Raw genomic sequence first — 23,485 nt, 5'->3', positions numbered from 1 at the left:
TCGTGGTAGACAATTATCGATATACATTCATCGTCAAACTTCAACAAAACCAAGTAAAAAGACGTGTAATAATATACTTGAAACGGAAAATATGTCATTTTTCAAAAAAAATAACAAAAACTTTTCGACAAATTTTCCCTATTCTCAACACCTGTGGATAACGTTATTCACTTGTTAACCATACATAAATCAATGGAAAATCCTGTTATAAACAAGTAATCAACAAGTTATCCACCGTTAATTGTGGATAAAACGAACGGTTGTTCCACTTATTGATTCATGATAGGATAAACGTAATCAAACAGGACAAACATATTAATTTATGAAAAACATAATGTAAATATGCTAAATTAACTTATTTTTTTTAGGCATTAAGATACAAAACACAATTCGTTATTTTTAGGAGGTGACTTGCCTTTTAGGCAGGATACGATGAGAAAACTTTCTGATGATTTATTGATTGAAACATACTTTAAAGCCGTTGAATTAAACTTAAGTGACGATTTTATCTACCTCATTAAAAATGAAATCGATCGCCGTTCATTAGCTGATAAAATAAAACTTTCTTCCTAATAACTATCTTGAAGCACCTAAAGGATACAAAAAGCAAAAGAGGCTGACATTGAATGTCAGCCTCTTTTGCTTACTTTCTTGATTTTACGTATTCTCGTGGTTGGAACGTTTCTATTGGGTATCCTCCTGGATAGGTTTGAATATTTACTCCATTTGGTTCCTCTAGGTTTTGTATCTTCACATAGCGGGTATCATAATTTTCATAGACCCACGCACTAACAAACATAGTTACAAATATGATGCCTGCGATTATACCTTTTTGTTTTTTCATTTAAATCACTCCAGCTAACACTTCTTACTATTAGAATGAGTTAACTTTTATACTTTTATACATATTTTTCAATTTTGAATAGGATTAATTCTTTTATGCAACGCTATAGCTAAACCTGCCTTTATTTTTTTCACAATAAAATTTTTTTTGTGTATTTATACCGTTTTCTTCTTATTTATAAATACAAATGAAAACGTGATGAAGTCAGATGTTCTCAGATGCAAGGGAACATAATTTGTTATATAATTTGATTTGTCTTGCATATGCATGCGTAAGAGTACCGTCCTCATTCCATTACTACATAACTTAAAACCTATAAGGAGGGAACATTATTGACTTTGTTACACTGGGCTACAATTGCACCATTTTTATTGGCCATCCTAGTCCCATTTCTTTATAAATATATAAGAAATATTCATACAGGATGGTTCGTACTACTTCTTCCACTTGCTCTGTTCGTATACTTTTTAAGATTTCTTCCTACTACATCAAATGGAGATGTCATTCAAGAAACGTTTCCATGGGTACCGTCTCTTGGAATCAATTTCACAGTATACCTTGATGGATTGAGCATCTTATTTGCTCTACTCATTACTGGAATAGGAGCATTGGTTGTCCTTTATTCAATCTATTATTTATCGAAGACCAAAGAGAAACTGAACAATTTCTATGTATACCTATTGATGTTTATGGGAGCTATGCTAGGAGTTGTGATTTCAGATAATCTAATTGTTCTTTATGTATTCTGGGAACTAACAAGTTTAGCATCTTCATTATTAATTAGTTATTGGTTTCACCGTGAAAAATCCATTTATGGTGCTCAAAAATCAATGCTTATCACCGTATTTGGTGGCTTTGCTATGCTTGGGGGATTCTGTCTCCTGTACGTTATGGGCGGTACGTTTAGTATAAGAGGTCTAATTGAACAGGCTGATTTACTAGTTACCCATTCTTTATTCTTACCTGCAATGATTCTTGTGTTGTTAGGGGCTTTTACAAAATCAGCTCAGTTTCCATTTCACATTTGGTTGCCTGACGCAATGGAAGCACCAACACCAGTAAGTGCTTATCTTCACTCCGCAACGATGGTTAAAGCCGGGATTTATCTAGTAGCCCGTTTAACTCCAGTTTTTGGTGGGGTGTCAGAGTGGTTTTGGATTATATCCGCATTCGGGATATTTACGCTCCTTTGGGGTTCCATTTCAGCTGTCCGTCAAAAAGACTTGAAATCAATCCTAGCTTTCTCTACCATTAGTCAACTAGGTTTAATTATGTGTTTACTTGGATTAGGTTCTGCGTCATTGTACTTCCAAGGGGGAGAAAACACGGATTTTTATACCCTTGCGACTGTAGCAGCCATTTTTCACTTAATTAACCATGCTACCTTTAAAGGGAGCTTGTTCATGACAGTCGGAATCATTGACCATGAAACGGGCACTCGAGATATTCGTAAGCTTGGTGGTCTTATGGCTATCATGCCAATCACATTTACCGTATCTTTAATAGGTTTAGCGTCAATGGCAGGTCTTCCTCCATTTAACGGTTTCCTTAGTAAAGAGATGTTCTTTACAGGACTACTTAGAGCGAGCGAATTAGGCATATTTAACATGCAAACCTTTGGATTCCTGTTCCCTGTCTTAGGATGGGTCGCTAGTGTATTTACTTTTGTTTACTGTTTAATTATGTTTTTCAAAACGTTCCTTGGAAAGTTCAAGCCTGAAAATTATGATGTAAAACACGTGCATGAAGCTCCAATGGGAATGTTGGTTAGTCCTATCATTTTAGGTTCTCTAGTCGTAATATTTGGATTTTTCCCAAATATTCTATCTCGAACATTAATCGAACCTGCTGTTGCTTCAGTTCTTCCGGGGCAATGGACACATGTCAATATTTATCATTGGCACGGTGTAAATACAGAATTGTTAATGACCATCGCCGTGATTTTACTTGGTACAGCGATTTTCTTGCTTGCGAAAAAATGGATGGAACTTTCTATCTACCTTCGCGAAAGAGATCCATTAAATTACTTCTACGACCAAGGTCTAGTAGGTTTGATTAAAGGGTCAACAAGAGTCACTCAAATTCAAATGACAGGTTTACTGCGAGATTATTTTGCTTATATGATTACATTCCTAATTGCTATCATGGGCTATACAATACTTCGATATGACGTGTTAGCAATTGATACAACGAATGTCGCTGAAATCTCTCCTTTCATGTGGATTTTAACGGGAATTTTTATTGCAGCTACTGTTGCTATTCCTTTTATACAACACCGCATTACGGCAATTATCATCGTTGGAGTAATCGGATTTTTATTAGCCTTGTTCTTTAACGTCTTTAGAGCACCTGACCTTGTATTAACTCAATTACTTGTTGAAACGGTCATGGTCGTATTGTTTTTACTTGCGTTTTATCATTTACCAGAGCTACGAAAAGAGAAATTTATTCCTAGATTCAACGGAATTAACTTGATTATTTCGATAGGGGTAGGAATAATCGTAACGGCAACTGCCTTTAGTGCTCTTGCACTGAGCGGTACGAATGGCCTTGAACCAATCTCATGGTATTTCATTGAGAATTCTTATGAATTAGCTGCCGGGAAAAATATGGTTAACGTTATCCTCGTCGACTTCCGTGGCCTAGATACGTTACTCGAAGTCCTCGTTTTAGGAATTGCAGCCCTTGGGGTTGTCACTCTGATTAAGCTTCGAATGACAGGGAAGGAGGACGTATGATGAAAACAAACAATGTCATGCTTACTACGATTACAAAAGTTGTTACTTTTATCATCCTAGTCTTCTCTGTTTACTTGTTCTTTGCTGGGCATAACAATCCTGGAGGGGGCTTTATCGGTGGATTAATGACTGCCGCTGCACTTTTACTGATGTACATCGGCTTTGATATGAAAACCGTTAAAAAAGCAATACCATTTAACTTTATTCATATGATTGCGGTTGGTCTCCTTATCTCAATTGGTACTGGGGTCGTTACAATGTTGTATAATGACGTCCCGTATTTAACCCAATTTGATAGATATGTTGATGTCCCACTTTTAGGAACGTTTCATTTAACAACTGCGTTACCATTTGACCTTGGAATATATTTAGTTGTAGTAGGAATTGCACTACAAATCATTTTAACAATTGCGGAGGATGATGCGTAATGGAAATATTAATGTCCGTCACCGTTGGAGTCCTCTTCATGGTAGGCACCTATTTAATTTTGACAAAGAGCTTGTTGCGAGTGATTCTAGGACTTGTCCTTCTCTCTCACGGAGCACATCTCCTTCTGCTTACAATGGCAGGCTTAAAAAGAGGAGCACCACCATTATTGGGCGAAGAAGCAGCGTCGTATGCTGACCCTTTACCCCAAGCTTTAATTTTAACAGCGATTGTCATTAGCTTTGGGGTCACCTCATTTCTCCTTGTTTTGGCGTATCGAACGTATAAGGAGCATAAAACAGATGATTTAGATAAGTTAAGGGGATCTGCTGATGAATAATTTAGTGATATTACCAATATTGATTCCGTTTATTATCGGAACGATTTTAATCTTTTTTGTCAAACAATATACGATTCAACGTATGGTTAGTGGGATAACCGTCTTTGTTATGCTAGGGGTATCGATTTATCTAGCTATCGTCGTCTATCAAAATGGCATATATACTCTTAATTTAGGAAATTGGCAGGCTCCATTCGGGATTGTACTAGTCGCCGATATGTTTGCTACGATGATGGTTATTTTATCAAGTATTGTTGGTCTTGTGTGTTTATTTTTCGCCTTCCAAACCATATCAAGTCAAAGAGAAAAGTTTTATTTTTATCCCTTTTATTTCTTCTTATTAGCCGGGGTTAATGGAGCTTTTCTAACAGGTGACTTATTTAACTTGTTTGTCTTTTTTGAAGTGATGCTTATCGCCTCCTATATTTTAATTGTGATAGGTGGTACAAAATATCAACTTCGGGAATCGCTAAAATATGTGATTATTAACGTCTTTGCCTCTATCTTATTTATTGTCGGTGTAGCGTATCTCTATGCGGCGACAGGAACGTTAAATTTTGCAGATTTAGCAGTGAGAGTTGCCGAGTTAGAACAGCAAGGCGTACTAAATGTAATTGCAATTCTCTTTTTAGTCGTATTTGCGATGAAAGGGGCATTATTCCCTCTTTATTTTTGGTTGCCACGTTCCTATTACGGACCACCAGCAGCCATTGCTGCTTTGTTTGGGGGGTTATTAACGAAGGTTGGAATTTATGCGATTATTCGCATGTTTACGTTAATCTTTAATCATGACCCTGGATTTACACATAATATTATTTTAGCGCTAGCTGGTTTAACTATGTTCTTTGGAGTATTAGGAGCTGTTAGTCAATTTGACTTTAAACGAATTTTGTCTTATCACATCATTAGTCAGGTTGGATATATGGTTATGGGGTTAGGTATTTTTACACCACTTGCTATAGCCGGAGCCATCTACTATATTGCTCATCACATCATTGTAAAAGCTGCTCTATTTTTATTCGCAGGAGCCACACAAAAGCTAACAGGAACAACAAACTTAAAAGAAATGGGTGGGATATTAAAAACACATCCGCTCCTTGCTTGGTTGTTTTTCATATCAGCTATATCATTAGCAGGGATTCCACCACTAAGTGGATTCTTTAGTAAATTTGCTTTAATCCTTGCTGGGTTTGAAGCTGAGCGCTATGTGATTGTTACGGTTGCATTACTTGTAGGATTACTTACGTTGTTTTCGATGATGAAGATTTTCATTTATGCTTTCTGGGGAGAACAAAAGATGACGAAAAAGCAAGCAGAACTTAAGGTTGGAAAGCTTTTGCTTCCTATCGCACCACTTGTCGTGTTAACGATTGTACTTGGCTTTTTCGCAGAACCAATCTTCCAATACTCTCTTGGAATTGCTCATGAAATTTTAGACCCATCGATTTATATTAATTCGGTATTAAAGGAGTAGTTGCTATGGCTTTTCAAATTCTATTAAATGTCGTACTTGCTTTTATTTGGGCCTTTTTGCAAAACAGCTACACCTTGGTCGACTTTTTCATCGGGTATATGGTTGGTTTGCTCATCTTGTTTGTATTACGACGTTTTCTTACGTTTGACTTTTACTTTCGCAGAGTCTTTGCGGTCATAAAACTAGCTCTTTTATTTGCAAGAGAGCTAGTGCTAGCAAATATTGATGTAATCAAAATTGTTTTAAGTCCGAAAATGAATATCCAACCTGGAATTATTGCTGTTCCTACTCAATTAAAAGCAGATTGGGAAGTAACATTACTCGGAGCACTTATTAGCTTAACTCCAGGAACATTAACAATGGATTTCTCAGATGATAATCAAATTCTTTACATTCATTCGATTGATGTTCCAGATAAAGAGGCAATGATTAGGCAAATTCATAATACGTTTGAAAAAGCGATTATGGAGGTGAGGCAATAATGCTACAAACGGTATTATCCATTGTATTAGTCATTATGTCCGTATCATTATTGGTTTGTTTTATTCGAGCCATAATTGGTCCAACGATGCCTGACCGTGTTGTTGCATTAGATACGTTTGGAATTAACTTAATTGGTTTTATAGGTATACTAATGATCCTTCAACAGACAGCGGCTTATGCTGAAATCATTCTTGTTCTTGGGATTTTAGCCTTTGTAGGTTCAGTTGCTCTTGCGAAGTTTTTAGAAAGAGGTGTTGTCTTTGATCGAGATCATCATTAGTATTTTAGTCCTTTTAGGCGGCCTGCTTAGTCTACTTGGTGCTATCGGAATTATCCGATTTCCAGATGTATATGGCCGGCTTCACGCGGCCACAAAAAGTGCCACATTAGGTGTTATTTTAATCATGTTAGCAACTTTTTTATATTTTCTTATCATTGAACAGCAATTTGTAGTCAAAGTGTTATTAACGATTGTTTTTGTTTTTCTGACTGCTCCTGTAGCTGGATTAATGATGTCTCGTTCGGCTTACCGAATTGGAGTCCCACTATGGGAGAAAAGCGTACAAGATGATTTAAAACATAAAGTGAGCATAGAAAAAAATCGAAAACTAAACGTAACAGATAAACAGTAGCGCTTTAAACGCCCAAATCGTTCCCGTACCGAATTTTGATGACATTCTAATGAAAATGTATGATGACATATTAAAATTTCAACAACGGACCAATAAATGTGTTTAGAAGCAATAGAAAAAGACCGTGTGCATGACGGTCTTTTTCTATGAGATGAAAAGTACTGTTACCAACTATTGTTGAATATCATTTAACATTCACTATCCTTATGTAAAAGTGGCAAATGTTTCTCCTACTTTAATCTCATGAGGAAGTTGTAGTGGAGGAATCGTTATCAGACCTTTTTCAAACAAAAGGACAACCGTTGACCCAAATGAAAAATAAGCAAGTTCTTCTCCTTTTTTCACTTCTGGTCGAGGATGAGTCAGGTGAATGCTATTTACATTTAACGCCCCAACTTTTACTAAAGACAAGCGCTTGTTTCCTTGGACTTCAAATTCAGAAATAAGTCTATAGTTTTTCGATAAAGGTCTTTTACCTAAACGTAAACCAAGCTCATTAACTGGATAGGATTTTCTACCTAATGTCCACTGCTCTATAATCTGCCCAGATATTGGACTGTGAATTCTGTGATAATGACTTGGACTTAAATAAAGAATAACAAACGAGCCATTTTGATATCGTTCGCTTTTTTCTTTTGATCCTAGCATCTCATCAAGAGTATACGTTTGACCCTTCACAGTAAATGTACGCTGTTCTGTAATCGTCCCTACTGTTGCTAAAACACCATCCACTGGACTTACAATAGCCTCTTCATTTTCATCAATTTTCCTTGCATCTGGCTTAAGCCGTCTAATAAATAATTCATTTAGACTTTTATATTCTTCAAGGGGCCTTTCCATTTCCTGAAGATTTAAGCCGTAATAGGAAGCAAAGGATTTATTTACCATCTTGCTAAGACGTGAACGAGCAAAGCTTTTTAGTAGAAATGAATTCAGCCTGTTTCCTGATAATTCAACAAACGAATGATAAATATGTTTTTTCACTATAATCATGACCTCCAATTAAAATGCAATGAAACGGGTGTTATCACTAGTTTCTATCAAAAGATGTATGATAAGATTTATAATAGCTATCTTTTTATTGATAGTATAGCATAAGGAGTGATACGAATGTTTTTGTTGCAACATTTGGATCATACTGTAAAGAAAATAAAAAGTCAGTCTGCTAATCTTTTAACAATTATTAATCTTAGCCTAGGTGGCTTTGCAATTATTTTTGTTATTCAAAACGAATTAAGAACAAGCTTGTTGTTTATCACTCTTGCTGCTGTATTTGACAGATTTGATGGTATGGTTGCCAGGAAGCTACAAATCACCTCAGATTTAGGGAAACAATTAGATTCACTCAGTGATATCATTTCTTTTGGGGTAGCACCTGCTATTTTACTTCATCAAGCAGTTCTAAATCAATTTGGGATTGCAGGTACGTTCTTTACGGTATTATTTATTGCCTGTGGAGCTATTCGACTCGCTAGATTTAATGTTTCAGCTCCAACCAAATACTTTGTCGGGCTTCCAATTACAGCCGCTGGTTGCTTGCTTACGCTAAGTTTTTTATTCGTTCCATTTCTAGAGGGCTTTATCTTTATGTTTCTCACATTGCTTTTAGCTCTTCTTATGATTAGTACGTTTACGGTCAAAAAAATCTAACTAAGCTGCATCTTGTCGAAAAATAACATTTTTTGGCTGTTTTATGTAAGAAAAAAGAACAATAAAGTCGTATAATGTCAAGAAAATTATCAAAAAAAAGAGAAATATTGGTTTTATTTCTTTTATTTCTCTGAAAACCCTTGACACCACTAGGTTTCACAGTTAAATTTGAAATGCAGGTATTATTTTGCAATGAAAGGGAGTAATTTTCATGAACAAAACAGATTTAATTAATGCAGTTGCTGAGCAAGCAGAACTTTCAAAAAAGGATGCATCTAAAGCGGTTGACGCTGTTTTCGAAAGCATTTCTGGAGCTTTAAAAGAAGGCGGAAAAGTTCAATTAGTAGGTTTTGGTAGTTTTGAAGTACGTGAGCGTTCTGCTCGTAAAGGTCGTAACCCACAAACTGGGGAAGAAATCGAAATTCCAGCTACTAAAAACCCTGCTTTCAAGCCAGGTAAACAACTAAAAGACGCTGTAAACTAAACAGCAAAAAGAGCAATGATTCTATCATTGCTCTTTATTTTTTGGAAAAATAGATTGCTAGTCCATGGTTTTGCTAAAATGGCTTAAATGATATTTAATTCTCTAACGGACAGGAGATCACTTATTTTAAGCTTTTAAGGAGGATTTGAGGTGTAACGGACATCAGTGCTCTTATTTTCGTAAAATCAGGATAAAATCACCCCTAATAAGGTAAATAAGGTCTCCTGTGTCCGTTACGCTTTGCTTTTACCTATTTTTGTGTAAATAGAGGTCCCTATGTCCGTAAAGAAATATATTGCTGTTTTTTGGAATCAGGTTTTAAGTCTACAAGGTTTATGGTAAAATTATCAAAAACGGAAAAGTGGTATAGTGAAATGGAAGGGTTTAATTTAGCTTCAATTATTTATTTATGCTTGGTTATTGTTCTTATCGTCATATTTGTTGTTTCCTTCACGCTTTTTATCAGAAGACTCATTATCAACTCTGCCGCTAAAAGTAATCAAACCGTTGAAATTGAAAAGAAATTGGATAAAATAATAGATTTACATGAAAGGGAAAAAAATCCTAACTGAAGTTATCTAGACTCCTACAAATAGCCTATTTAAAAAAAGCCGCCAGAGGCAGGCTTTTTTTAAAAGTGATAACAGACCTATTGTTACCCCTTCTGATTCGATTCAATTTCTTCAATGAGCATGGAGAGTTCGGTCCATCTCTCCATCGTTTCCTCAAGCTTCACTTCTATTGTCTTTTGTTTATCCATTAATTCTGCGATCGCTCCATAATCACTACCGGCCTTGGATATTGCAATACCAATTTCTTGTTGTTGTTCTTCTAATGCTGTAATTTTATCTTCTATTTCATTCCACTCTTGTTGCTCTCGATAAGAAAGTTTTTTCTTTTCCTTAACAACTGGTGATTCATTTTCAACTATGGTCACCTTTGGCTTTTCTAGCTGTGCCACCTCATGGTTTCTTTCCATTAATTCTGAATAGCTGCCTTGAATACGAGAGACTAGACCATTTCCTTCGAATACTAATAAGTGGTCAACGACCTTATCTAGAAAATAGCGGTCATGGGACACCGTTAGAACTACTCCCGGAAATTGGTACAGATAATCTTCTAACACACTTAACGTTTCTGTATCTAAGTCATTTGTAGGCTCATCTAAAAATAACACATTGGGTTCACCCATTAGCACACGAAGTAAGTATAACCTACGTTTTTCACCACCTGAAAGTCGACGGACATATGTCCATTGCATAGGCCTCGGGAACAAGAATCGTTCGAGCATTTGTTCTGCTGTGATAATTTGACCATCTGCCGTATAGACAATTTCAGCTACTTCTTTAATATAATCAATGACCCTAAGCTCTCCATTTATTTCTTCGTCATCTTGTGTATAGTAGCCAATCTTTACTGTTTCTCCAATTTCAACCGTCCCCGAATCAGGTTGTATTCTTCCAGCAAGGATATTAAGTAATGTTGTTTTTCCGCTTCCGTTTGGTCCAACAATCCCTAAGCGCTCGCCCGGAGTAATTAAATAACATACGTCTTCAAACATTTTCTTTTCATTATATTTTTTTGAAATCTCTTGAAGCTCGATGACTTTTTTTCCGAGACGTACAGAACCTATCGAAAAATCTAAATGCTCCGTTGAAACAGGACCAGATTGTTCTTTTAATGCTTCCGCACGCTGAATCCTAGCTTTTTGTTTTGTCGTTCTTGCTTTTGCACCACGTTGCAACCAAGCAATTTCTCTTCGCAATAAGTTTTGACGCTTGCTTTCCTGTTGCTCTTCATTCGCTAAACGCTCAGCCTTTTTTCCTAAGAATGTTTCGTAATTCCCCTCATAAATATAAAGTTGACCATGGTCTAATTCATAGATTAAGTTGGTTACTCGATTTAAAAAATAACGATCATGTGTTACAACGATGAGTGAGCCTTTGTATTGAGTTAAATACATCTCTAACCACTCAATCGTCATATTGTCTAAATGGTTTGTAGGCTCATCTAATATTAATAAGTCGGCCGGGTGTATCAAAGCCTTGGCAATAGCCACTCGCTTTTTTTGTCCACCTGACAACTCAGCTACTTTTTTGAAATAATCCGTAATTCCTAGTCTCGACAATATGGTTTTAGCTACTGAAATTGCATCCCATGCATCATGTTCATCCATTTTCTGTTGCGCCTGTAGTAACTGACTTTGGAGTTGGGCACTTTCAGGTTGTAGTTCTAATTGAGATAGTACTCTTTCATACTCTCGCATTGCTTTCATCATAAATGAGTCACCAAAATAAATTTGGTCGAGAACTGTTAATGTTTCATCAAGCTGTGGTTGCTGTGGAAGATATTCGATCGTCATATGATTGGCGTGTTTAATTTTGCCCTTCTCTGCTGTCTCAATACCGGCAATTACTTTCAATAAGGTTGATTTTCCTGTCCCGTTTGTTCCAATTAAACCAATTCGTTGTTTTGGTGCAATTGAAAACGAAATCTCATTAAACAAAACTTTTTCTCCATATGATTTATATAATTCTTCAGCAAGTAAAATCGTCATCATCTTCAAATCCTTTATATAATTTACAATCTGTTTCTATTGTACCACGTCATAAAAAAAGTGCTAGAAGTCTAGTCACCACCGAAATTTATGGTAAAATTATACTATACCTAAAGGAGGCATTTAATTGACTGAGCTTATAATTATACTACTAATCTTACTACCCATCATTACAGCTATCATTTTATTTTATGTGAAGCCTGCCACATTAAAGCCAGTTCGTCTACCCCGACAAAAGGGATGTACGTTTTGTAAGAAAAAACAAAAAAACATGGTTCCCTATTATAATGACCACGGTAGTTCTATTTTAGTTTGTACATTATGTCTTGAGTATGCGGAAAGACGTGCCTATCGAAGACAAAGGTGAGGTGATGATACATGGTAATCGAGCAAATCTTATTACTACTTGTATCTTCTTGTATTGTTCTTTTTTGTGTGTTTAATATCCTATCCATAAGGAAGCAGAAGGTAAAACCTCGCTTACTATTAGTTCCACAAAGTAAAAGGAAGCGTCCCTTACTCTCTGTGAAAAAGGATAATGAATTAAAGAAACTTGCATTTGACCAAGAACATTACTTATTTTTAGTTGCTCTAGAAGAAGGTAGAGTCACAGAAAAAGAATATGATGATTGGGTCCATTCAAGAAGTAGTGAAGGAATGACCGTGGTAAAGCAATTATTAAAAAGACCTTATACAACTAGAAGATTATAAATTGAGTCAATTGTGGTCATAAGTAGAATGTGAAACGTAGCAATCTCTTACCTGAAATTGAAAGCGGGAGGACAAAAGGTGCCCAACCATTTATCCTCCCCTCTTCTAATTCTAACCTAAATAAGCTTTAAGCATCCATGTGTGCTGTTCTAATGTGGTTTTAATTTGTATAAACATATCTCCCGTTGACTCGTCATTCTCTCTTTCTGCTATCTCAATAACAAAATTCGCTTCCTCTATCAGTAATTCAAAATCAGAAGCAATTGTAGCTACCATGTCTTTTGCTTGTTCTGTACCAACTGCTTCGGTTACTACGGAAACCTCTAAATAATCTTTTAGCGTTCCTAGTGGCCTTCCGTTAATCGTTAGTATCCGTTCTGCAATTTGGTCGATTGTCGTAGCGACTTCCGTATAATATTCTTCAAATTTCAGATGTAGAGTAAAAAAATCTGCACCCGTTACATTCCAATGATAGTTATGAAGTTTGGTATACAACACATTCCAACTTGCTAATTGACGATTCAATGCTTCTACTAAATGGTTTTTCATAGTATTCTCCCCTTTACGTTTACTATTTTTCATTTTCATCATACCAAGTATACCCATATAAATTCCCAGTAAAATCCTACAATTATTCGACAATTACCTCTACCTTTTCACAAAAAGTTGTGATAAATTAAGTAATAATACCTATACTTTTTTATCTTAATAGGAATATAGTATGCCAAAAGAGGCGATTAGAATGGCAATAACGACACTTACCCTTTTTCTTTTCTATTACCCATTAATTATGGGTATTACCTGGGTTATTGGTGGGATACTCTACTATATTCGTAGAGAAAAGCATGACACTCTTCCTTATATTGATGATGCAAATCTACCATTCATTTCAATATTAATACCCGCTTATAATGAACAAGATACGATTGAAGAAACAATTCGCCATACTTCAAAATTAGCTTATCCTAATTTTGAAATTATCGTCATTAACGATGGCAGTAGAGACAAAACTATTGACATATTAAGAGACATATTGCAGGATTATCCACGTCTTCGTGTCATTAATGTGATGCAAAATAAAGGTAAGGCCAATGCACTACAACAAGGGGTTCTAGCCTCTAAAGGTGAACTCATTGCCACAATTGATAGTGACGCTATCTTGGATAATTACGCTTTACATCACATGGTACCCCATTTCATAAATCCTGGTACTAGTGAGCGAGTAGGGGCAGTGACAGGAAATCCACGGATTCGAAATCGGACAAGCCTCTTAGCCAAGATACAACTAGTCGAATATACAAGTATCATTGGCCTTATTAAAAGAACACAACGAATTCTTGGCAAGGTGATGACGGTCTCAGGGGTATTTGTTGTATTTCGAAAAAAAGCATTGCTTGATATCGGTATGTGGGATAACGACCTAATAACCGATGATATTGGAATCACCTGGAAACTCCAACGCCGCTTTTGGGATGTTCGATATGAACCTAAAGCGTTTTGTTGGATGCTCGTTCCCGAAACGTTACGCGGAATATGGAAGCAAAGATTGCGTTGGACACAAGGTGGAATAGAGGTTATCTTACGTCATAAAGATATCTTTTTTGATTGGAGACAGAGAAGATTATTCCCCATATACCTTGAGCAATTGTTTAGTATCGTGTGGGCATTGCTATGGCTGGCTTTTGCGATTCTAGCACTCATTCAATATATTACTTTAGACCACTATATTCAGCCATTAACGTGGATGGGGTTATACTTGGCTCTTATATGTTTATTACAATTTGCTGTTGCGTTATTTATTGAGAGGAAATACGAGAGATATATTTTCAAGTATATACTGTGGGCGATTTGGTATCCACTATTCTACTGGCACATTAATGCACTCTTAGTTATATTTGCTTTACCTAAAGCAATAAAAATATTGTTTAAATCAAAGAAGGAATATGCAACTTGGGATAGCCCAGACCGTGGCATGCATTTATAAGGAGGTTGGTAGAGTATGATTATTTCAATCAAAAAAACAAGAGTACGAAAAATAGTGGAATCAATTTGTACAGGACTTGGTTGGCTATTTTTACTCTTCTTTATTTATACGCTACTAACTTATGTAAAGCCTGAGTTCAATTATCAATTTTATGTAATTGCTATTTCGAATTCCAACTCTATCATTATTTTTACTGGTTTCGTCTTCTTAATGATGTTCATTATGCTGATTAGTTGGGGGACCTACAATAAATTACGATACGGGCCTTTAAATAGAAGAGCGTTCCCTGCAGATACACAACTTGAAGAGGTAGCCACATACTTTGAATTAACTGAAGAAGAGGTTACGAAAATACAAGAAGAACGTTATATTGAACGATAACATTAGGATTGGTTACCATCACTACTAATTATCTTATGAAGCAAAAAACAGCCTTTTGTTGAAGGCACTGAAAAGTTATTTTGTACCTTTTCAGTGCCTTCCTTTTACTAGGCTGTTTTTTGTGTCATTACTCTTTTTAGTAGCGTATCTGTAAACGCCTGTAATCGTGTGAAATCTTTTTGCTGTGGAGCTAGTTCTATTCTTATTGTGACTGCCAATGTTGTCTGAACAAACAACATATCTCGAAACTCATCAACCGCCCCACAAAAATGCGGATAGAACCGGTCCCCTGTTCCATAGACTCCCGTAACTAAACCTTTGCTATTATTAGTTTCTATTGCTCGATATAGCGGAAGCATCTCCTTAGGTATGTTCCCGTTTCCCCATGTATACGTTCCGATAACCAGTGCATCATAGTGCTGAAGCCGTTCTAGTGGAAAGCTCAATATTGTGTAGCAATCAACGGTAATCCCTTTCCGTAAAAATAGAGAATAGAGGTGCTTAGTTACTTCCTCTGTATTTCCAGTAACAGAAGTATACACTATCGCTATCTTATAGTTCATCAAACCCATTAGATTGAGACACCTTTGTATAGGTTCTTGATTTTTGTTCAAAGAAATCTGACTTCGTTTCGTTAATCATTTCATCACTAAAAACTTGGATCCAAGGCATCGGATTGTCTCTATCTTCATAATAATTAGGAAGACCTAATTGACGAAACCTTTTGTTCGCTAAATACTCAACATACCCAGCAAATTCATTTAAATCAATTCCTTCGATTCCATCTAATATAAACGCAGCCCATTCCTTTTCTAGCTCTACGGCTTGTGCAATGGTTTGATAAATATAGTCAACGTTTTCCTTTGTGTGTAGTTTTGGATTTTCAGATAAAAGAATTCTTAAAAATTGGGAGATAAAATAGGCATGCTGCATTTCATCTCGTTGAATATAGCTTATCATCGTACTTGTTTTCAGCATTTTTTGTTGTCTTGCTAGATTATAGAAAAAAGCAAATCCTGCATAAAAGTAAATTCCCTCTAAGTTAATGGAATTGACAGCTAACTGAAATAAATGTTGCGGCGTAGGATTTTGCCGGAACTGTTCATATGCATCAAGGATGAGTTGGTTACGTTTTTGGACAATTGGGTCTTCTTTGGCCTGGTCAAATCGTTCATTTTGCTCTCGTAATGGAACCAGCGAGCTTAAAATATATGAATATGATTCATTATGGACTGCTTCTTGTTGAGCAACAACAGCAAAGATAGCTTTAAAGCTTGAATCAGTCACATAGTCGAGAACTTGTGTCATCGTTGGCGTTTGCAAACTATCTAATGATGCGAGCTGTGTATTAATCCGCAAAAACACGTCTTGTTCTTTAGGAGAAAGTAAATCCCATTGCTTTATATCATCCTGCATGTTAATTTCTTGGGCCTTCCAAAAGTTTGATAACAGGGTTTGATATAAATCATACATTTGTGGATAAGCAATATCATTCCAGTTTAATAACCCCGATGATTGACCATTAATGATTCCAGTCGACTTATTGGGAAAATCTGAGTTTAGTAGATTAATTCTAGTTAACGGTTCTGTCACATTCATCCTTTATTCCTCCTCTTTTCCTTACGCATGACAAGCTTCACACTCAGCGATCTCTGCTTGTGACGTACTTCTTACATAATAGGTTGTCTTTAAACCATGCTTCCAAGCTTGGAGATGTAAATGTAAGAGCTCTTTTGCTTTTATGTCATGGCGAACATATATATTAAAACTAATCCCTTGGTCAACATGGCGTTGACGCGCACTGTTTTGTTTAATACTCCATACTTGGTCTAACTCATGGCGTACACGGCGATAAAATGGATACGTATGATGAGTAATGTCTGGTGCTGTTACTTTAAATTTAAAATTTTTCTTTTCTTCTGCATATTCAATTGCATAAATGGGGTCAATTCCATCAGTTGAGCCACCAATTTTAGCTGTAGATGAATTAGGGGCAACCGCCATCATCCAACCATTGCGAACTCCATGTTTCGTTACTTCTTGCTGAAGTTCAGACCAACGTCTTGAAGTGTAGCCTTTTCGTTTAAAGTAAGCTCCCGTTTCCCACTCAGAGCCCTTACATTGTTTGTATGCTCCTTTTTCTTTGGCTAATTCCATTGATGACCGGATGGTATGATATGCAATTTCTTCGTATAATTCATCCGCATAAGAAACTGCTTCGTCAGTCTCCCAGTAGATTCCTTTCACTGCGAGTAGATGATGCCACCCAAATGTTCCTAGTCCCACTGCACGGTATTTTTGATTTGTTTTTTGGGCTTGACCGACAGAAATTGTATTTAAATCTATTACATTATCAAGCATTCTCATTTGTATAGGAATTACATCTTCTAACACATTAGCTTTTACAGCATTAGGTAGATGAATTGATGACAAGTTGCAGACAACAAAATCGCCAGGCTTACGAACAATGACAATGTTCCCATCCTCATCTTCATACTCTTTTGTAATGGTCGTAGCAGACATGTTTTGAGCAATCTCTGTACATAAATTACTACAATAAATCGATGTGCGCCCTACCCCAACTACATGCTTATTAGGGTTTTGACGATTTACCTCATCACGGTAAAACATATACGGAGTTCCTGTTTCTAGCTGTGCCACCATAATTCGTGCCATAATATCCATCGCCCGGTAGGATTTCCGAGGCAATAATGGATGGTTTACCGCCTCTTCATATTTTTCTGTAAACCACTTTCTATCCGTCTCGTCATAATAATCTTCAAGACCTAATAAGTTTCCATTCTCGTCTTTCCAACCCATGATTTGTTTCACTTGGTGCGGACAAAATGTATGCCATTCTCCGATACTTCTACCGCTCTCATCGACTTCCTCAAGCTTTTGCATAAATAAGTCTGGAATTGTAACCCCCGTAAAAATATCATGAGCCTTTCTACGTTCATCTCCATTATTGGTCTTTAAGTCAAGAAATCCATTCATCACATCTTTATGGAAAATATCCAAGTAAACAGCAACGGCACCTTGACGTTGTCCAAGTTGATCAACACTAACAGCTGTGTCATTTAATAACCGAATCCATGGAACAATCCCGGATGAATTTCCTTTGAACTTTTTAATATCAGATCCAAGGGCCCGAACTTTTCCGTAGTAAATACCAATTCCGCCGCCATCTTTACTTAATCTTGCAATATCCCAATTATTTAAATAAATACTATCTAGCGAATCATCTACAGTATCTATAAAACAAGATGAAAGCTGACCATAGCTTTTTCCTGCATTAGAAAGCGTAGGCGTAGCTACCGTCATATATAGATTACTTAAAGCCCAGTATGCTTTTTTTACCAACTCTAGACGTTTTTCCTTTTTTTCTTTTTGCATTAAAGTCATCGCAATCACCATGAAGCGTTCCTGAGGAAGCTCATAAATGTTCTTCTCGTAATCTTTTGCAAGATAACGATCAGCCAGTAAAAACAAACCAATATAAGTGAAAAGCTCATCACGTTCTGGAGCGATTTCTTTACCTAGATCGTCAATGTCTTCTTTGGAATAACACTCTATTAATCCTTTATTATAAATACCCATTTCCGATAGAACGGAAAGCAGCGAGTAAAAATCACCATATTTTAATCCGCTATCATAGCCACGGTTTGTTGCGGCCTTTTGATACAATTCATTTAAATACAACTGAGCAGCAACAAATGTCCAGTTAGGTTGGTCCATTGCTATGTTATGTAGAGAATAAAAAAGAGCCTGCTGATTCGCTTCTATTTCAGATACATTTAAATTAGCTAGTTTCTCTAGTAAATTTGTTACATCGGTTGGATAAGTTGTTGCTGCTTTTTTTATCGTTTCTATTACGGCTTGTACATGTTCTTGTACTTGTTGACTCATTATGTTTCCCCCTTATATTTATTCCGCGCTACACATAAGGATGGCACCAAAAAAACCATCCTAGCCGGATGGTTGGGTGCAAACAATGATAAATGAATGGAAACATGACTACACAGTCATCCACTCTACCACGTTGCATCTTCCCAACTCCCGAAGAAGATAACATTCTAAATATACGGCAGGTCTCCTGACTCGTGCTTCACTCTACTCTATGTCCTTCCCGTCTTTTAATAAGACAGTGGTTTACATATTTCGTCACACTTACAGTTGCGGGTACAGCTCTGGATTCTCACCAGATTCCCTTTTTAAGCAAAAAAGCACCGTAAATTTTCGGTTACATTACTATATGTAGTATGAAATTAATCTATTACACTCAAAATCTTGTATATGTTTGATTATAAGTCAAACTGCATTTTTTGACAATATTTTTATTTTTTTTTGCTACTTAATTCGTTACAATGTGGCAATAAACATTCCAAGTAATAAAGCAAATATACTTCCTACTAGTGAAAGACAAATATACACAATGGCTTTTTGAAACAATTTTTTTCTAAGCAAGTCCACTGCTTCCATACTAAAAGTCGAAAACGTCGTAAACGCACCAAAAAAACCAATCCCAAAAAATAAAAACAGCGGGTCTTCATAAGCCCCAAGTTGCACTCTTCCTATTGTTACGCCGAAAAAAATTCCAAGTCCAAATGCTCCAAGAAGATTAACGGTTAACATAGCAATTGGAATAGGTGGGTGTGGGAACTTTCTCATGATACCTAGGCCAAGCAGGTATCTTGAAATTGCTCCAAGAGCTCCACCAACCGTAATTAATAATATGCTCATGATAATTCTCCCTCTTTTGGTTTTTGTGTTTTCTCTCCTAATTTCATTCCACACATAAGTCCTACAAGACCAAACAAGATTCCACCCAAAAACGAAATGGTTAGATAAAGGAATGAAGCTAATAAACCACTACTCGTTATATATACGAAATCAGCTGCTAGTGTAGACATCGTTGTAAATCCCCCACAAAATCCAACACCTAGCCCTACTTTAATCCATTCCTTTGAGCTTCGGCATAAAAACCAGCCTGTAAGGAAACCGAGCAATAAGCTTCCACTCACATTTTCAATAATTGTCCCAATAGGGTACCCTACAAATAAGGTATACACATTTAGTGAATATCTCAGTAACGTTCCAAATGCTGCCCCAATCGCAATCGCGACAATGTTTTTTAGCATCAATAATCCTTCTCCTCGCCACTAACTCTCTCCTAAGCGTATTATTATTGTATCAGGAAAATAAATTGTTTACACGCAAAGCAAAAAGGGGCCAAATAAAAGGTAGTTTTTACCTTTTACTCGGCCTCTTGTTCTATGTTCCACTTTGGTTTCTTCGATAAAATTCATGAAACAGCTTCATTAAAGCTCTTTTTTCAATACGAGATACATAACTTCTAGAAATATCTAGTTCCTTTGCAATTTCTCTTTGCGTTCTTTCCTTTTGCAAGTCTAAGCCAAACCTGCCTACAATCACTTCTTTTTCTCGCTCATCTAGTACATGGATATAGTCATAAATTTGTTTTTTCTCCATTTTAAGCTGAATCGTATCAACGATGTCATCCGTTTCCTCCTGGAGGACATCGATTAAAGTGATTTCATTACCTTCTTTATCAGTCCCGATTGGATCATGTAACGAGACATCTTTTTTTACCTTCTTTAGAGCACGAAGGTGCATAAGAATTTCATTTTCAATACATCTAGCTGCGTAAGTCGCAAGCTTTGTACCTTTTCCATAGGAATAGCTCTCTATCGCTTTAATTAACCCAATTGTACCAATTGAGATTAAATCTTCAGTATCTTCACGAGTATTTTCAAACTTTTTCACAATATGAGCTACTAATCGTAAGTTATGCTCAATTAATCGGTTACGGGCTTCCTCGTCACCTTGTTCCATCAGTAGTAGGTATTTTTTTTCTTCTTCTTTCTTTAATGGTTGTGGAAACGCATTATTTTTTACATATGAAACAAACACAAAAACTTCTTTTATAAAATACGATATCGCTGCAAATATGCTAGACACTTCCTCACCCCCAAAGACTGTTATCTTATCTCTATGTCGCTATGGGCTTGCTCGTGTCTGTACAGCATAAAAAAACATATAAAATCATTTAAATCCGTATACCATTTTCCATATAATTACTTTAATTCTTTTTTCTCTAATTCTATCCTTATCCAACTGCTATCTTGTTTAATTGCTCTTTACTTTGTATTAAAAACCATGACTTCTAAATTTTCCCTATAGTTCATTATAACTATTCCATTAACTTTGTACCTACAAAAAAAATGTCGGATACAATCGAGCGAAAGAAGAATTTGCTATATACTATCGACATTAAAACATCATGTTGTAATTACTCCTGAAAAACCTAGATGTTACGACTTTTAAAACATTCTAATTTGCCACGATTTATGTGACTAAAAATATGACTACAGTAACTTAATCTAATAGTCCACTATGTATAAAATGAAGAAAGATAATAACAAGCCCGTCAACAATACACTCTCTTCAAATCATTCTTCGTACTAATGCACGCCAATTTTCTCAATGAGCCATAAGAGTATATGAAATGTAATAGGAGGAAAGTAGAAATGACAACTAAAACATATGAGGTTCTGGACCAAGAATGGATTATTCTCATTAAAGAAGCAAAGCAACTTGGTTTATCAGTCAAAGATGTAAAAGATTATTTGAATCTTCATTCCATCAAGCAATCTTAATACTTGGGTTCTATTTACAGAACATATCTATACTGTTATAATTACAACAGTATACGCTCAAAGAGAGGATAAGATGTTATGATTGGAGAACAAGTAAAAAAATACCGCAAAGAAAAAGGCTTGTCATTATCAGAATTAGCAGAAACTGCTGGTGTAGCCAAGTCATATCTTAGCTCTATAGAAAGAAACATCCAATCTAATCCTTCTATACAATTTCTTGAAAAAATATCATCTGTTTTAGGTGTTTCTGTTGAAACATTATTACATGGAGATAATGAAGCTAATCAATCACTTGATTCTGCCTGGGTTGAAATTGTAAAAGAAGCTATGGATTCCGGTGTAAGCAAAGAGCAGTTTCGTGAATACTTAGAATTTACTAAATGGCGTACAAAGCAAACTAAAGAATAGCCTTAAAAAATAACGACCCCCCTCAGCCGCGTTGAAGGGGGTTATTGTAACATTATCTACTTTTTCCAGGACCGTTTATTTTCTCAATTAAACGAACCAATTCAATATCAAGCGCTTTAGAAATTTTTTCTAAAACGGTTAAGCTTGGGTTGTTTTGAACTCCTCTTTCAATATAACTGATATAGGACTTTGAAACTCCAGAATGCTCAGAAAGATCGTTTAAAGACATCCCTTTCTTTTTCCGTAATTCTCTAAGGTTCCCCCCATTCATGCATAAATCCCCTTTTCCTAATTAATTTTTTTCATTGACCCTTCTTCTACATCGCCTAAATATTTTTGTTTATCTGAAACTTGATAGGATTGATTACCCATAGTTGACTGATTCAAAAGTAAATTAAATTGATAGAAATATACTTTTCTATCATCCATTTTTACTGAGGTTAGAATTTCACCATAAAAATCTAGTGGATCTTCATAAAGAGTAGTTGATAGTCTATAAATAACATCTTCAGATACTGGAAATTTCAATTCACTCTCAAACTCTATTGAAGTTGCGGACAAATGTCGGATATGTATAACCGTTCGTTTAGAATCAATGAGATTCCCCTTTACCTGGTGTATAGAAATGTGTGCATGAACCGGTTGCTTAAACTCAATTACCATTTTCATCCTCCCTTCTACCAATAGCTTTTGTTCTAGACAGACATACCATTAATGTTCTCTAATAAGAACATTATAAACTATATGTTCTTTATAGTAAACTAATTTATCTTAATTTTTCTTAATAAAGAACAAAAAAATCCTTCTTTTTCATAGATATGTATAAAATAAGTCAATTATGTTGTTTTCACTAGGGGGTTATTTGTAATTAAAAGTATATCTTTTTATACACAAAAAAAGACTATCCTCTGGGGAAAGGATAGTCTTCAAGGGGAAGTGGAGAGAACAGTTGGAACCAAAGTTAGTCATCAGTTCTTTAGATAGAAGAGGTCATTTACTACCTTTTCTTCGATAAATACTAATTAACTACTTTGTATATGTTTAGTGTAGCTGATATTTATATATAATAACCATTTTTTGAAAGATTATCTCTCAGCTTATTTTCTTCTCTTATAATTGTTTTGCATATAGTCCTAATTTCTTTAACAGCACAATTAATTCTTCTTTTTCCGTATCTGATATCCCCGCAGTAATCTCTTCAATACGGTCCCAATGTGTAGGAAAGATATCTTCCATTAATTTCTTACCTTCCTCGGTTACGTGAGCGTAAGTAATTCGTCTGTCTTTATCACAAGAAACCCTTTTTAATAATCTTTTTTTCTCTAATTTATCAACAACATACGTAATACTACCACTTGTAATCAATATTTGTTCCCCTATTTTTTGAAGGGGTTGTTCTCCCTTATGAAAAAGTAGCTCAAGCACTCCAAATTCTGTTGGATTTAATCCATATCCTCTTATATCTTTTTCTATATGAGCAATAATAGATTCATATGCTCTTGTTAAGACAATCAGTAATTTTAATGATATTTGTTTATTATCTTCCATTTCTTCTCACCTCTGTTCTTCTTATTATACACGAAAACAGATGTAGTGTTTAGCATTAAGGTAAAAAGAGGCTGGGAAAAAGGGAGGCCACTGAAAAAGTACAAACCAACTTTTTTAATGCCTTTGATTATGGTTGCAATGGCTC

General features: G+C 35.8%; 30 protein-coding genes and 1 riboswitch. Of the genes, 17 read left to right on the top strand and 13 right to left on the bottom strand.

All coding sequences use genetic code 11. The features are described from left to right. Nucleotides 1-432: 432 nt before the first annotated feature. Nucleotides 433-573: a sporulation histidine kinase inhibitor Sda gene (sda, locus tag BK585_RS06895; protein ID WP_078556665.1), complete on the top strand. Its 141-nt coding sequence runs from the start codon at nt 433-435 to the stop codon at nt 571-573. Nucleotides 574-643: 70 nt separating this feature from the next. Here the strand turns inward: sda and BK585_RS06890 are convergent, their stop codons facing one another. After that, nucleotides 644-844: a hypothetical protein gene (locus BK585_RS06890; RefSeq protein WP_078552744.1), complete on the bottom strand. Its 201-nt coding sequence runs from the start codon at nt 842-844 to the stop codon at nt 644-646. A 332-nt stretch (nt 845-1,176) separates the two neighbouring features. Between BK585_RS06890 and BK585_RS06885 the strand changes: the two genes are divergently transcribed. Genes BK585_RS06885 through mnhG form a run of 7 tightly spaced genes read left to right on the top strand, consistent with a single transcriptional unit; the run spans nt 1,177 to nt 6,937 of the window. Further along, a complete protein-coding gene (locus BK585_RS06885) occupies nt 1,177-3,582 on the top strand; it encodes a Na+/H+ antiporter subunit A (protein ID WP_078552743.1) in 2,406 nt (801 codons plus the stop codon). Then, nucleotides 3,582-4,010 (top strand): Na(+)/H(+) antiporter subunit B, encoded by a 429-nt coding sequence (locus tag BK585_RS06880; RefSeq protein ID WP_078552742.1) that lies wholly within the window; start codon nt 3,582-3,584, stop codon nt 4,008-4,010. Before BK585_RS06885 ends, BK585_RS06880 begins: the two co-directional genes overlap by 1 nt. Further along, on the top strand, nt 4,010-4,348 hold the full coding sequence (locus BK585_RS06875; RefSeq protein WP_078552741.1) for a Na(+)/H(+) antiporter subunit C: 339 nt from the start codon (nt 4,010-4,012) through the stop codon (nt 4,346-4,348). The genes BK585_RS06880 and BK585_RS06875 overlap by 1 nt, the downstream gene beginning before the upstream one ends. Next, nucleotides 4,341-5,822, top strand: coding sequence for a Na+/H+ antiporter subunit D (locus BK585_RS06870; RefSeq protein ID WP_078552740.1), 1,482 nt, complete (start codon nt 4,341-4,343; stop codon nt 5,820-5,822). Before BK585_RS06875 ends, BK585_RS06870 begins: the two co-directional genes overlap by 8 nt. Before the next feature lie 5 nt (nt 5,823-5,827). Continuing rightward, nucleotides 5,828-6,304, top strand: coding sequence for a Na+/H+ antiporter subunit E (locus BK585_RS06865; protein ID WP_078552739.1), 477 nt, complete (start codon nt 5,828-5,830; stop codon nt 6,302-6,304). After that, nucleotides 6,304-6,585, top strand: coding sequence for a Na(+)/H(+) antiporter subunit F1 (locus tag BK585_RS06860; RefSeq protein ID WP_078552738.1), 282 nt, complete (start codon nt 6,304-6,306; stop codon nt 6,583-6,585). The genes BK585_RS06865 and BK585_RS06860 overlap by 1 nt, the downstream gene beginning before the upstream one ends. Then, nucleotides 6,560-6,937: a monovalent cation/H(+) antiporter subunit G gene (mnhG, locus tag BK585_RS06855; RefSeq protein ID WP_078552737.1), complete on the top strand. Its 378-nt coding sequence runs from the start codon at nt 6,560-6,562 to the stop codon at nt 6,935-6,937. Before BK585_RS06860 ends, mnhG begins: the two co-directional genes overlap by 26 nt. A gap of 204 nt (nt 6,938-7,141) precedes the next feature. Here mnhG and BK585_RS06850 read toward each other — a convergent pair whose 3' ends face one another. After that, nucleotides 7,142-7,921 (bottom strand): phosphatidylserine decarboxylase, encoded by a 780-nt coding sequence (locus BK585_RS06850; RefSeq protein WP_078552736.1) that lies wholly within the window; start codon nt 7,919-7,921, stop codon nt 7,142-7,144. 126 nt (nt 7,922-8,047) lie between these two features. Here BK585_RS06850 and pssA point away from each other — a divergent pair, with 126 nt between their 5' ends. The 3 genes from pssA to BK585_RS06835 all read left to right on the top strand — a co-directional run bounded on the left by pssA (nt 8,048) and on the right by BK585_RS06835 (nt 9,643). After that, nucleotides 8,048-8,587: a CDP-diacylglycerol--serine O-phosphatidyltransferase gene (gene pssA / locus BK585_RS06845; protein WP_078552735.1), complete on the top strand. Its 540-nt coding sequence runs from the start codon at nt 8,048-8,050 to the stop codon at nt 8,585-8,587. Between the two features lie 211 nt (nt 8,588-8,798). Further along, nucleotides 8,799-9,071: an HU family DNA-binding protein gene (locus BK585_RS06840; RefSeq protein WP_078552734.1), complete on the top strand. Its 273-nt coding sequence runs from the start codon at nt 8,799-8,801 to the stop codon at nt 9,069-9,071. A 374-nt stretch (nt 9,072-9,445) separates the two neighbouring features. Beyond that, a complete protein-coding gene (locus BK585_RS06835; protein ID WP_078552733.1) occupies nt 9,446-9,643 on the top strand; it encodes a DUF4083 domain-containing protein in 198 nt (65 codons plus the stop codon). 83 nt (nt 9,644-9,726) lie between these two features. On the opposite strand, the gene BK585_RS06830 is transcribed toward BK585_RS06835, so the two are convergent. Further along, a complete protein-coding gene (locus BK585_RS06830; RefSeq protein WP_078552732.1) occupies nt 9,727-11,628 on the bottom strand; it encodes an ABC-F family ATP-binding cassette domain-containing protein in 1,902 nt (633 codons plus the stop codon). A gap of 127 nt (nt 11,629-11,755) precedes the next feature. On the opposite strand from BK585_RS06830, the gene BK585_RS06825 reads away from it, so the two are divergent. Together BK585_RS06825 and BK585_RS06820 are read left to right on the top strand one after the other, a co-directional pair. Beyond that, complete coding sequence (locus BK585_RS06825) at nt 11,756-11,995, top strand: hypothetical protein (RefSeq protein ID WP_078552731.1); 240 nt, start codon at nt 11,756-11,758, stop codon at nt 11,993-11,995. 11 nt (nt 11,996-12,006) lie between these two features. Continuing rightward, complete coding sequence (locus BK585_RS06820; RefSeq protein WP_078552730.1) at nt 12,007-12,339, top strand: hypothetical protein; 333 nt, start codon at nt 12,007-12,009, stop codon at nt 12,337-12,339. 111 nt (nt 12,340-12,450) lie between these two features. On the opposite strand, the gene BK585_RS06815 is transcribed toward BK585_RS06820, so the two are convergent. Next, the gene (locus BK585_RS06815) at nt 12,451-12,888 is read right to left on the bottom strand and encodes a Dps family protein (RefSeq protein ID WP_078552729.1); all 438 of its coding nucleotides are present in this window, start codon (nt 12,886-12,888) and stop codon (nt 12,451-12,453) included. Nucleotides 12,889-13,081: 193 nt separating this feature from the next. Between BK585_RS06815 and pgaC the strand changes: the two genes are divergently transcribed. Further along, nucleotides 13,082-14,323 carry a poly-beta-1,6-N-acetyl-D-glucosamine synthase gene (pgaC, locus tag BK585_RS06810; protein ID WP_078552728.1) on the top strand — a complete coding sequence of 414 codons (1,242 nt, stop codon included), beginning with the start codon at nt 13,082-13,084 and terminating at the stop codon, nt 14,321-14,323. A 15-nt stretch (nt 14,324-14,338) separates the two neighbouring features. Beyond that, nucleotides 14,339-14,704 carry a poly-beta-1,6-N-acetyl-D-glucosamine biosynthesis protein PgaD gene (gene pgaD / locus BK585_RS06805; RefSeq protein ID WP_078552727.1) on the top strand — a complete coding sequence of 122 codons (366 nt, stop codon included), beginning with the start codon at nt 14,339-14,341 and terminating at the stop codon, nt 14,702-14,704. 107 nt (nt 14,705-14,811) lie between these two features. Here the strand turns inward: pgaD and BK585_RS06800 are convergent, their stop codons facing one another. The 6 genes from BK585_RS06800 to sigK form a co-directional block, all read right to left on the bottom strand. Continuing rightward, the gene (locus BK585_RS06800; RefSeq protein ID WP_078552726.1) at nt 14,812-15,276 is read right to left on the bottom strand and encodes a flavodoxin domain-containing protein; all 465 of its coding nucleotides are present in this window, start codon (nt 15,274-15,276) and stop codon (nt 14,812-14,814) included. Next, nucleotides 15,257-16,303: a ribonucleotide-diphosphate reductase subunit beta gene (locus tag BK585_RS06795; protein WP_078552725.1), complete on the bottom strand. Its 1,047-nt coding sequence runs from the start codon at nt 16,301-16,303 to the stop codon at nt 15,257-15,259. Before BK585_RS06795 ends, BK585_RS06800 begins: the two co-directional genes overlap by 20 nt. A gap of 21 nt (nt 16,304-16,324) precedes the next feature. Continuing rightward, nucleotides 16,325-18,613: a ribonucleoside-diphosphate reductase subunit alpha gene (locus tag BK585_RS06790; protein WP_078552724.1), complete on the bottom strand. Its 2,289-nt coding sequence runs from the start codon at nt 18,611-18,613 to the stop codon at nt 16,325-16,327. Between the two features lie 160 nt (nt 18,614-18,773). After that, nucleotides 18,774-18,953, bottom strand: a riboswitch (cobalamin riboswitch). Nucleotides 18,954-19,066: 113 nt separating this feature from the next. Next, nucleotides 19,067-19,447, bottom strand: a complete 381-nt coding sequence (gene crcB / locus BK585_RS06785; protein ID WP_078552723.1) for a fluoride efflux transporter CrcB — start codon at nt 19,445-19,447, stop codon at nt 19,067-19,069. Continuing rightward, the gene (locus BK585_RS06780; RefSeq protein ID WP_078552722.1) at nt 19,444-19,845 is read right to left on the bottom strand and encodes a fluoride efflux transporter FluC; all 402 of its coding nucleotides are present in this window, start codon (nt 19,843-19,845) and stop codon (nt 19,444-19,446) included. Before BK585_RS06780 ends, crcB begins: the two co-directional genes overlap by 4 nt. Before the next feature lie 133 nt (nt 19,846-19,978). Further along, entirely contained in the window at nt 19,979-20,686 is a 708-nt protein-coding gene (sigK, locus tag BK585_RS06775; RefSeq protein WP_078552721.1) for an RNA polymerase sporulation sigma factor SigK, read from the bottom strand. A 569-nt stretch (nt 20,687-21,255) separates the two neighbouring features. Between sigK and BK585_RS06770 the strand changes: the two genes are divergently transcribed. Beyond that, nucleotides 21,256-21,384 carry an anti-repressor SinI family protein gene (locus BK585_RS06770; protein WP_139367508.1) on the top strand — a complete coding sequence of 43 codons (129 nt, stop codon included), beginning with the start codon at nt 21,256-21,258 and terminating at the stop codon, nt 21,382-21,384. Between the two features lie 78 nt (nt 21,385-21,462). Continuing rightward, nucleotides 21,463-21,792, top strand: a complete 330-nt coding sequence (locus BK585_RS06765) for a helix-turn-helix domain-containing protein (protein ID WP_078552719.1) — start codon at nt 21,463-21,465, stop codon at nt 21,790-21,792. 52 nt (nt 21,793-21,844) lie between these two features. Here BK585_RS06765 and BK585_RS06760 read toward each other — a convergent pair whose 3' ends face one another. From BK585_RS06760 to BK585_RS06750, 3 genes are all read right to left on the bottom strand, one after another. Continuing rightward, a complete protein-coding gene (locus BK585_RS06760) occupies nt 21,845-22,063 on the bottom strand; it encodes a helix-turn-helix domain-containing protein (protein ID WP_078552718.1) in 219 nt (72 codons plus the stop codon). Between the two features lie 17 nt (nt 22,064-22,080). Next, the gene (locus BK585_RS06755; RefSeq protein ID WP_078552717.1) at nt 22,081-22,455 is read right to left on the bottom strand and encodes a hypothetical protein; all 375 of its coding nucleotides are present in this window, start codon (nt 22,453-22,455) and stop codon (nt 22,081-22,083) included. A gap of 447 nt (nt 22,456-22,902) precedes the next feature. Beyond that, nucleotides 22,903-23,340 carry a MarR family winged helix-turn-helix transcriptional regulator gene (locus tag BK585_RS06750; RefSeq protein WP_078552716.1) on the bottom strand — a complete coding sequence of 146 codons (438 nt, stop codon included), beginning with the start codon at nt 23,338-23,340 and terminating at the stop codon, nt 22,903-22,905. Nucleotides 23,341-23,485 lie beyond the last annotated feature (145 nt).

The organism is Bacillus alkalicellulosilyticus (assembly GCF_002019795.1).
GTDB classification, from domain to species: Bacteria; Bacillota; Bacilli; order Bacillales; family Bacillaceae_F; genus Bacillus_AO; species Bacillus_AO alkalicellulosilyticum.
This window is presented reverse-complemented; position numbering and strand designations above follow the sequence as displayed.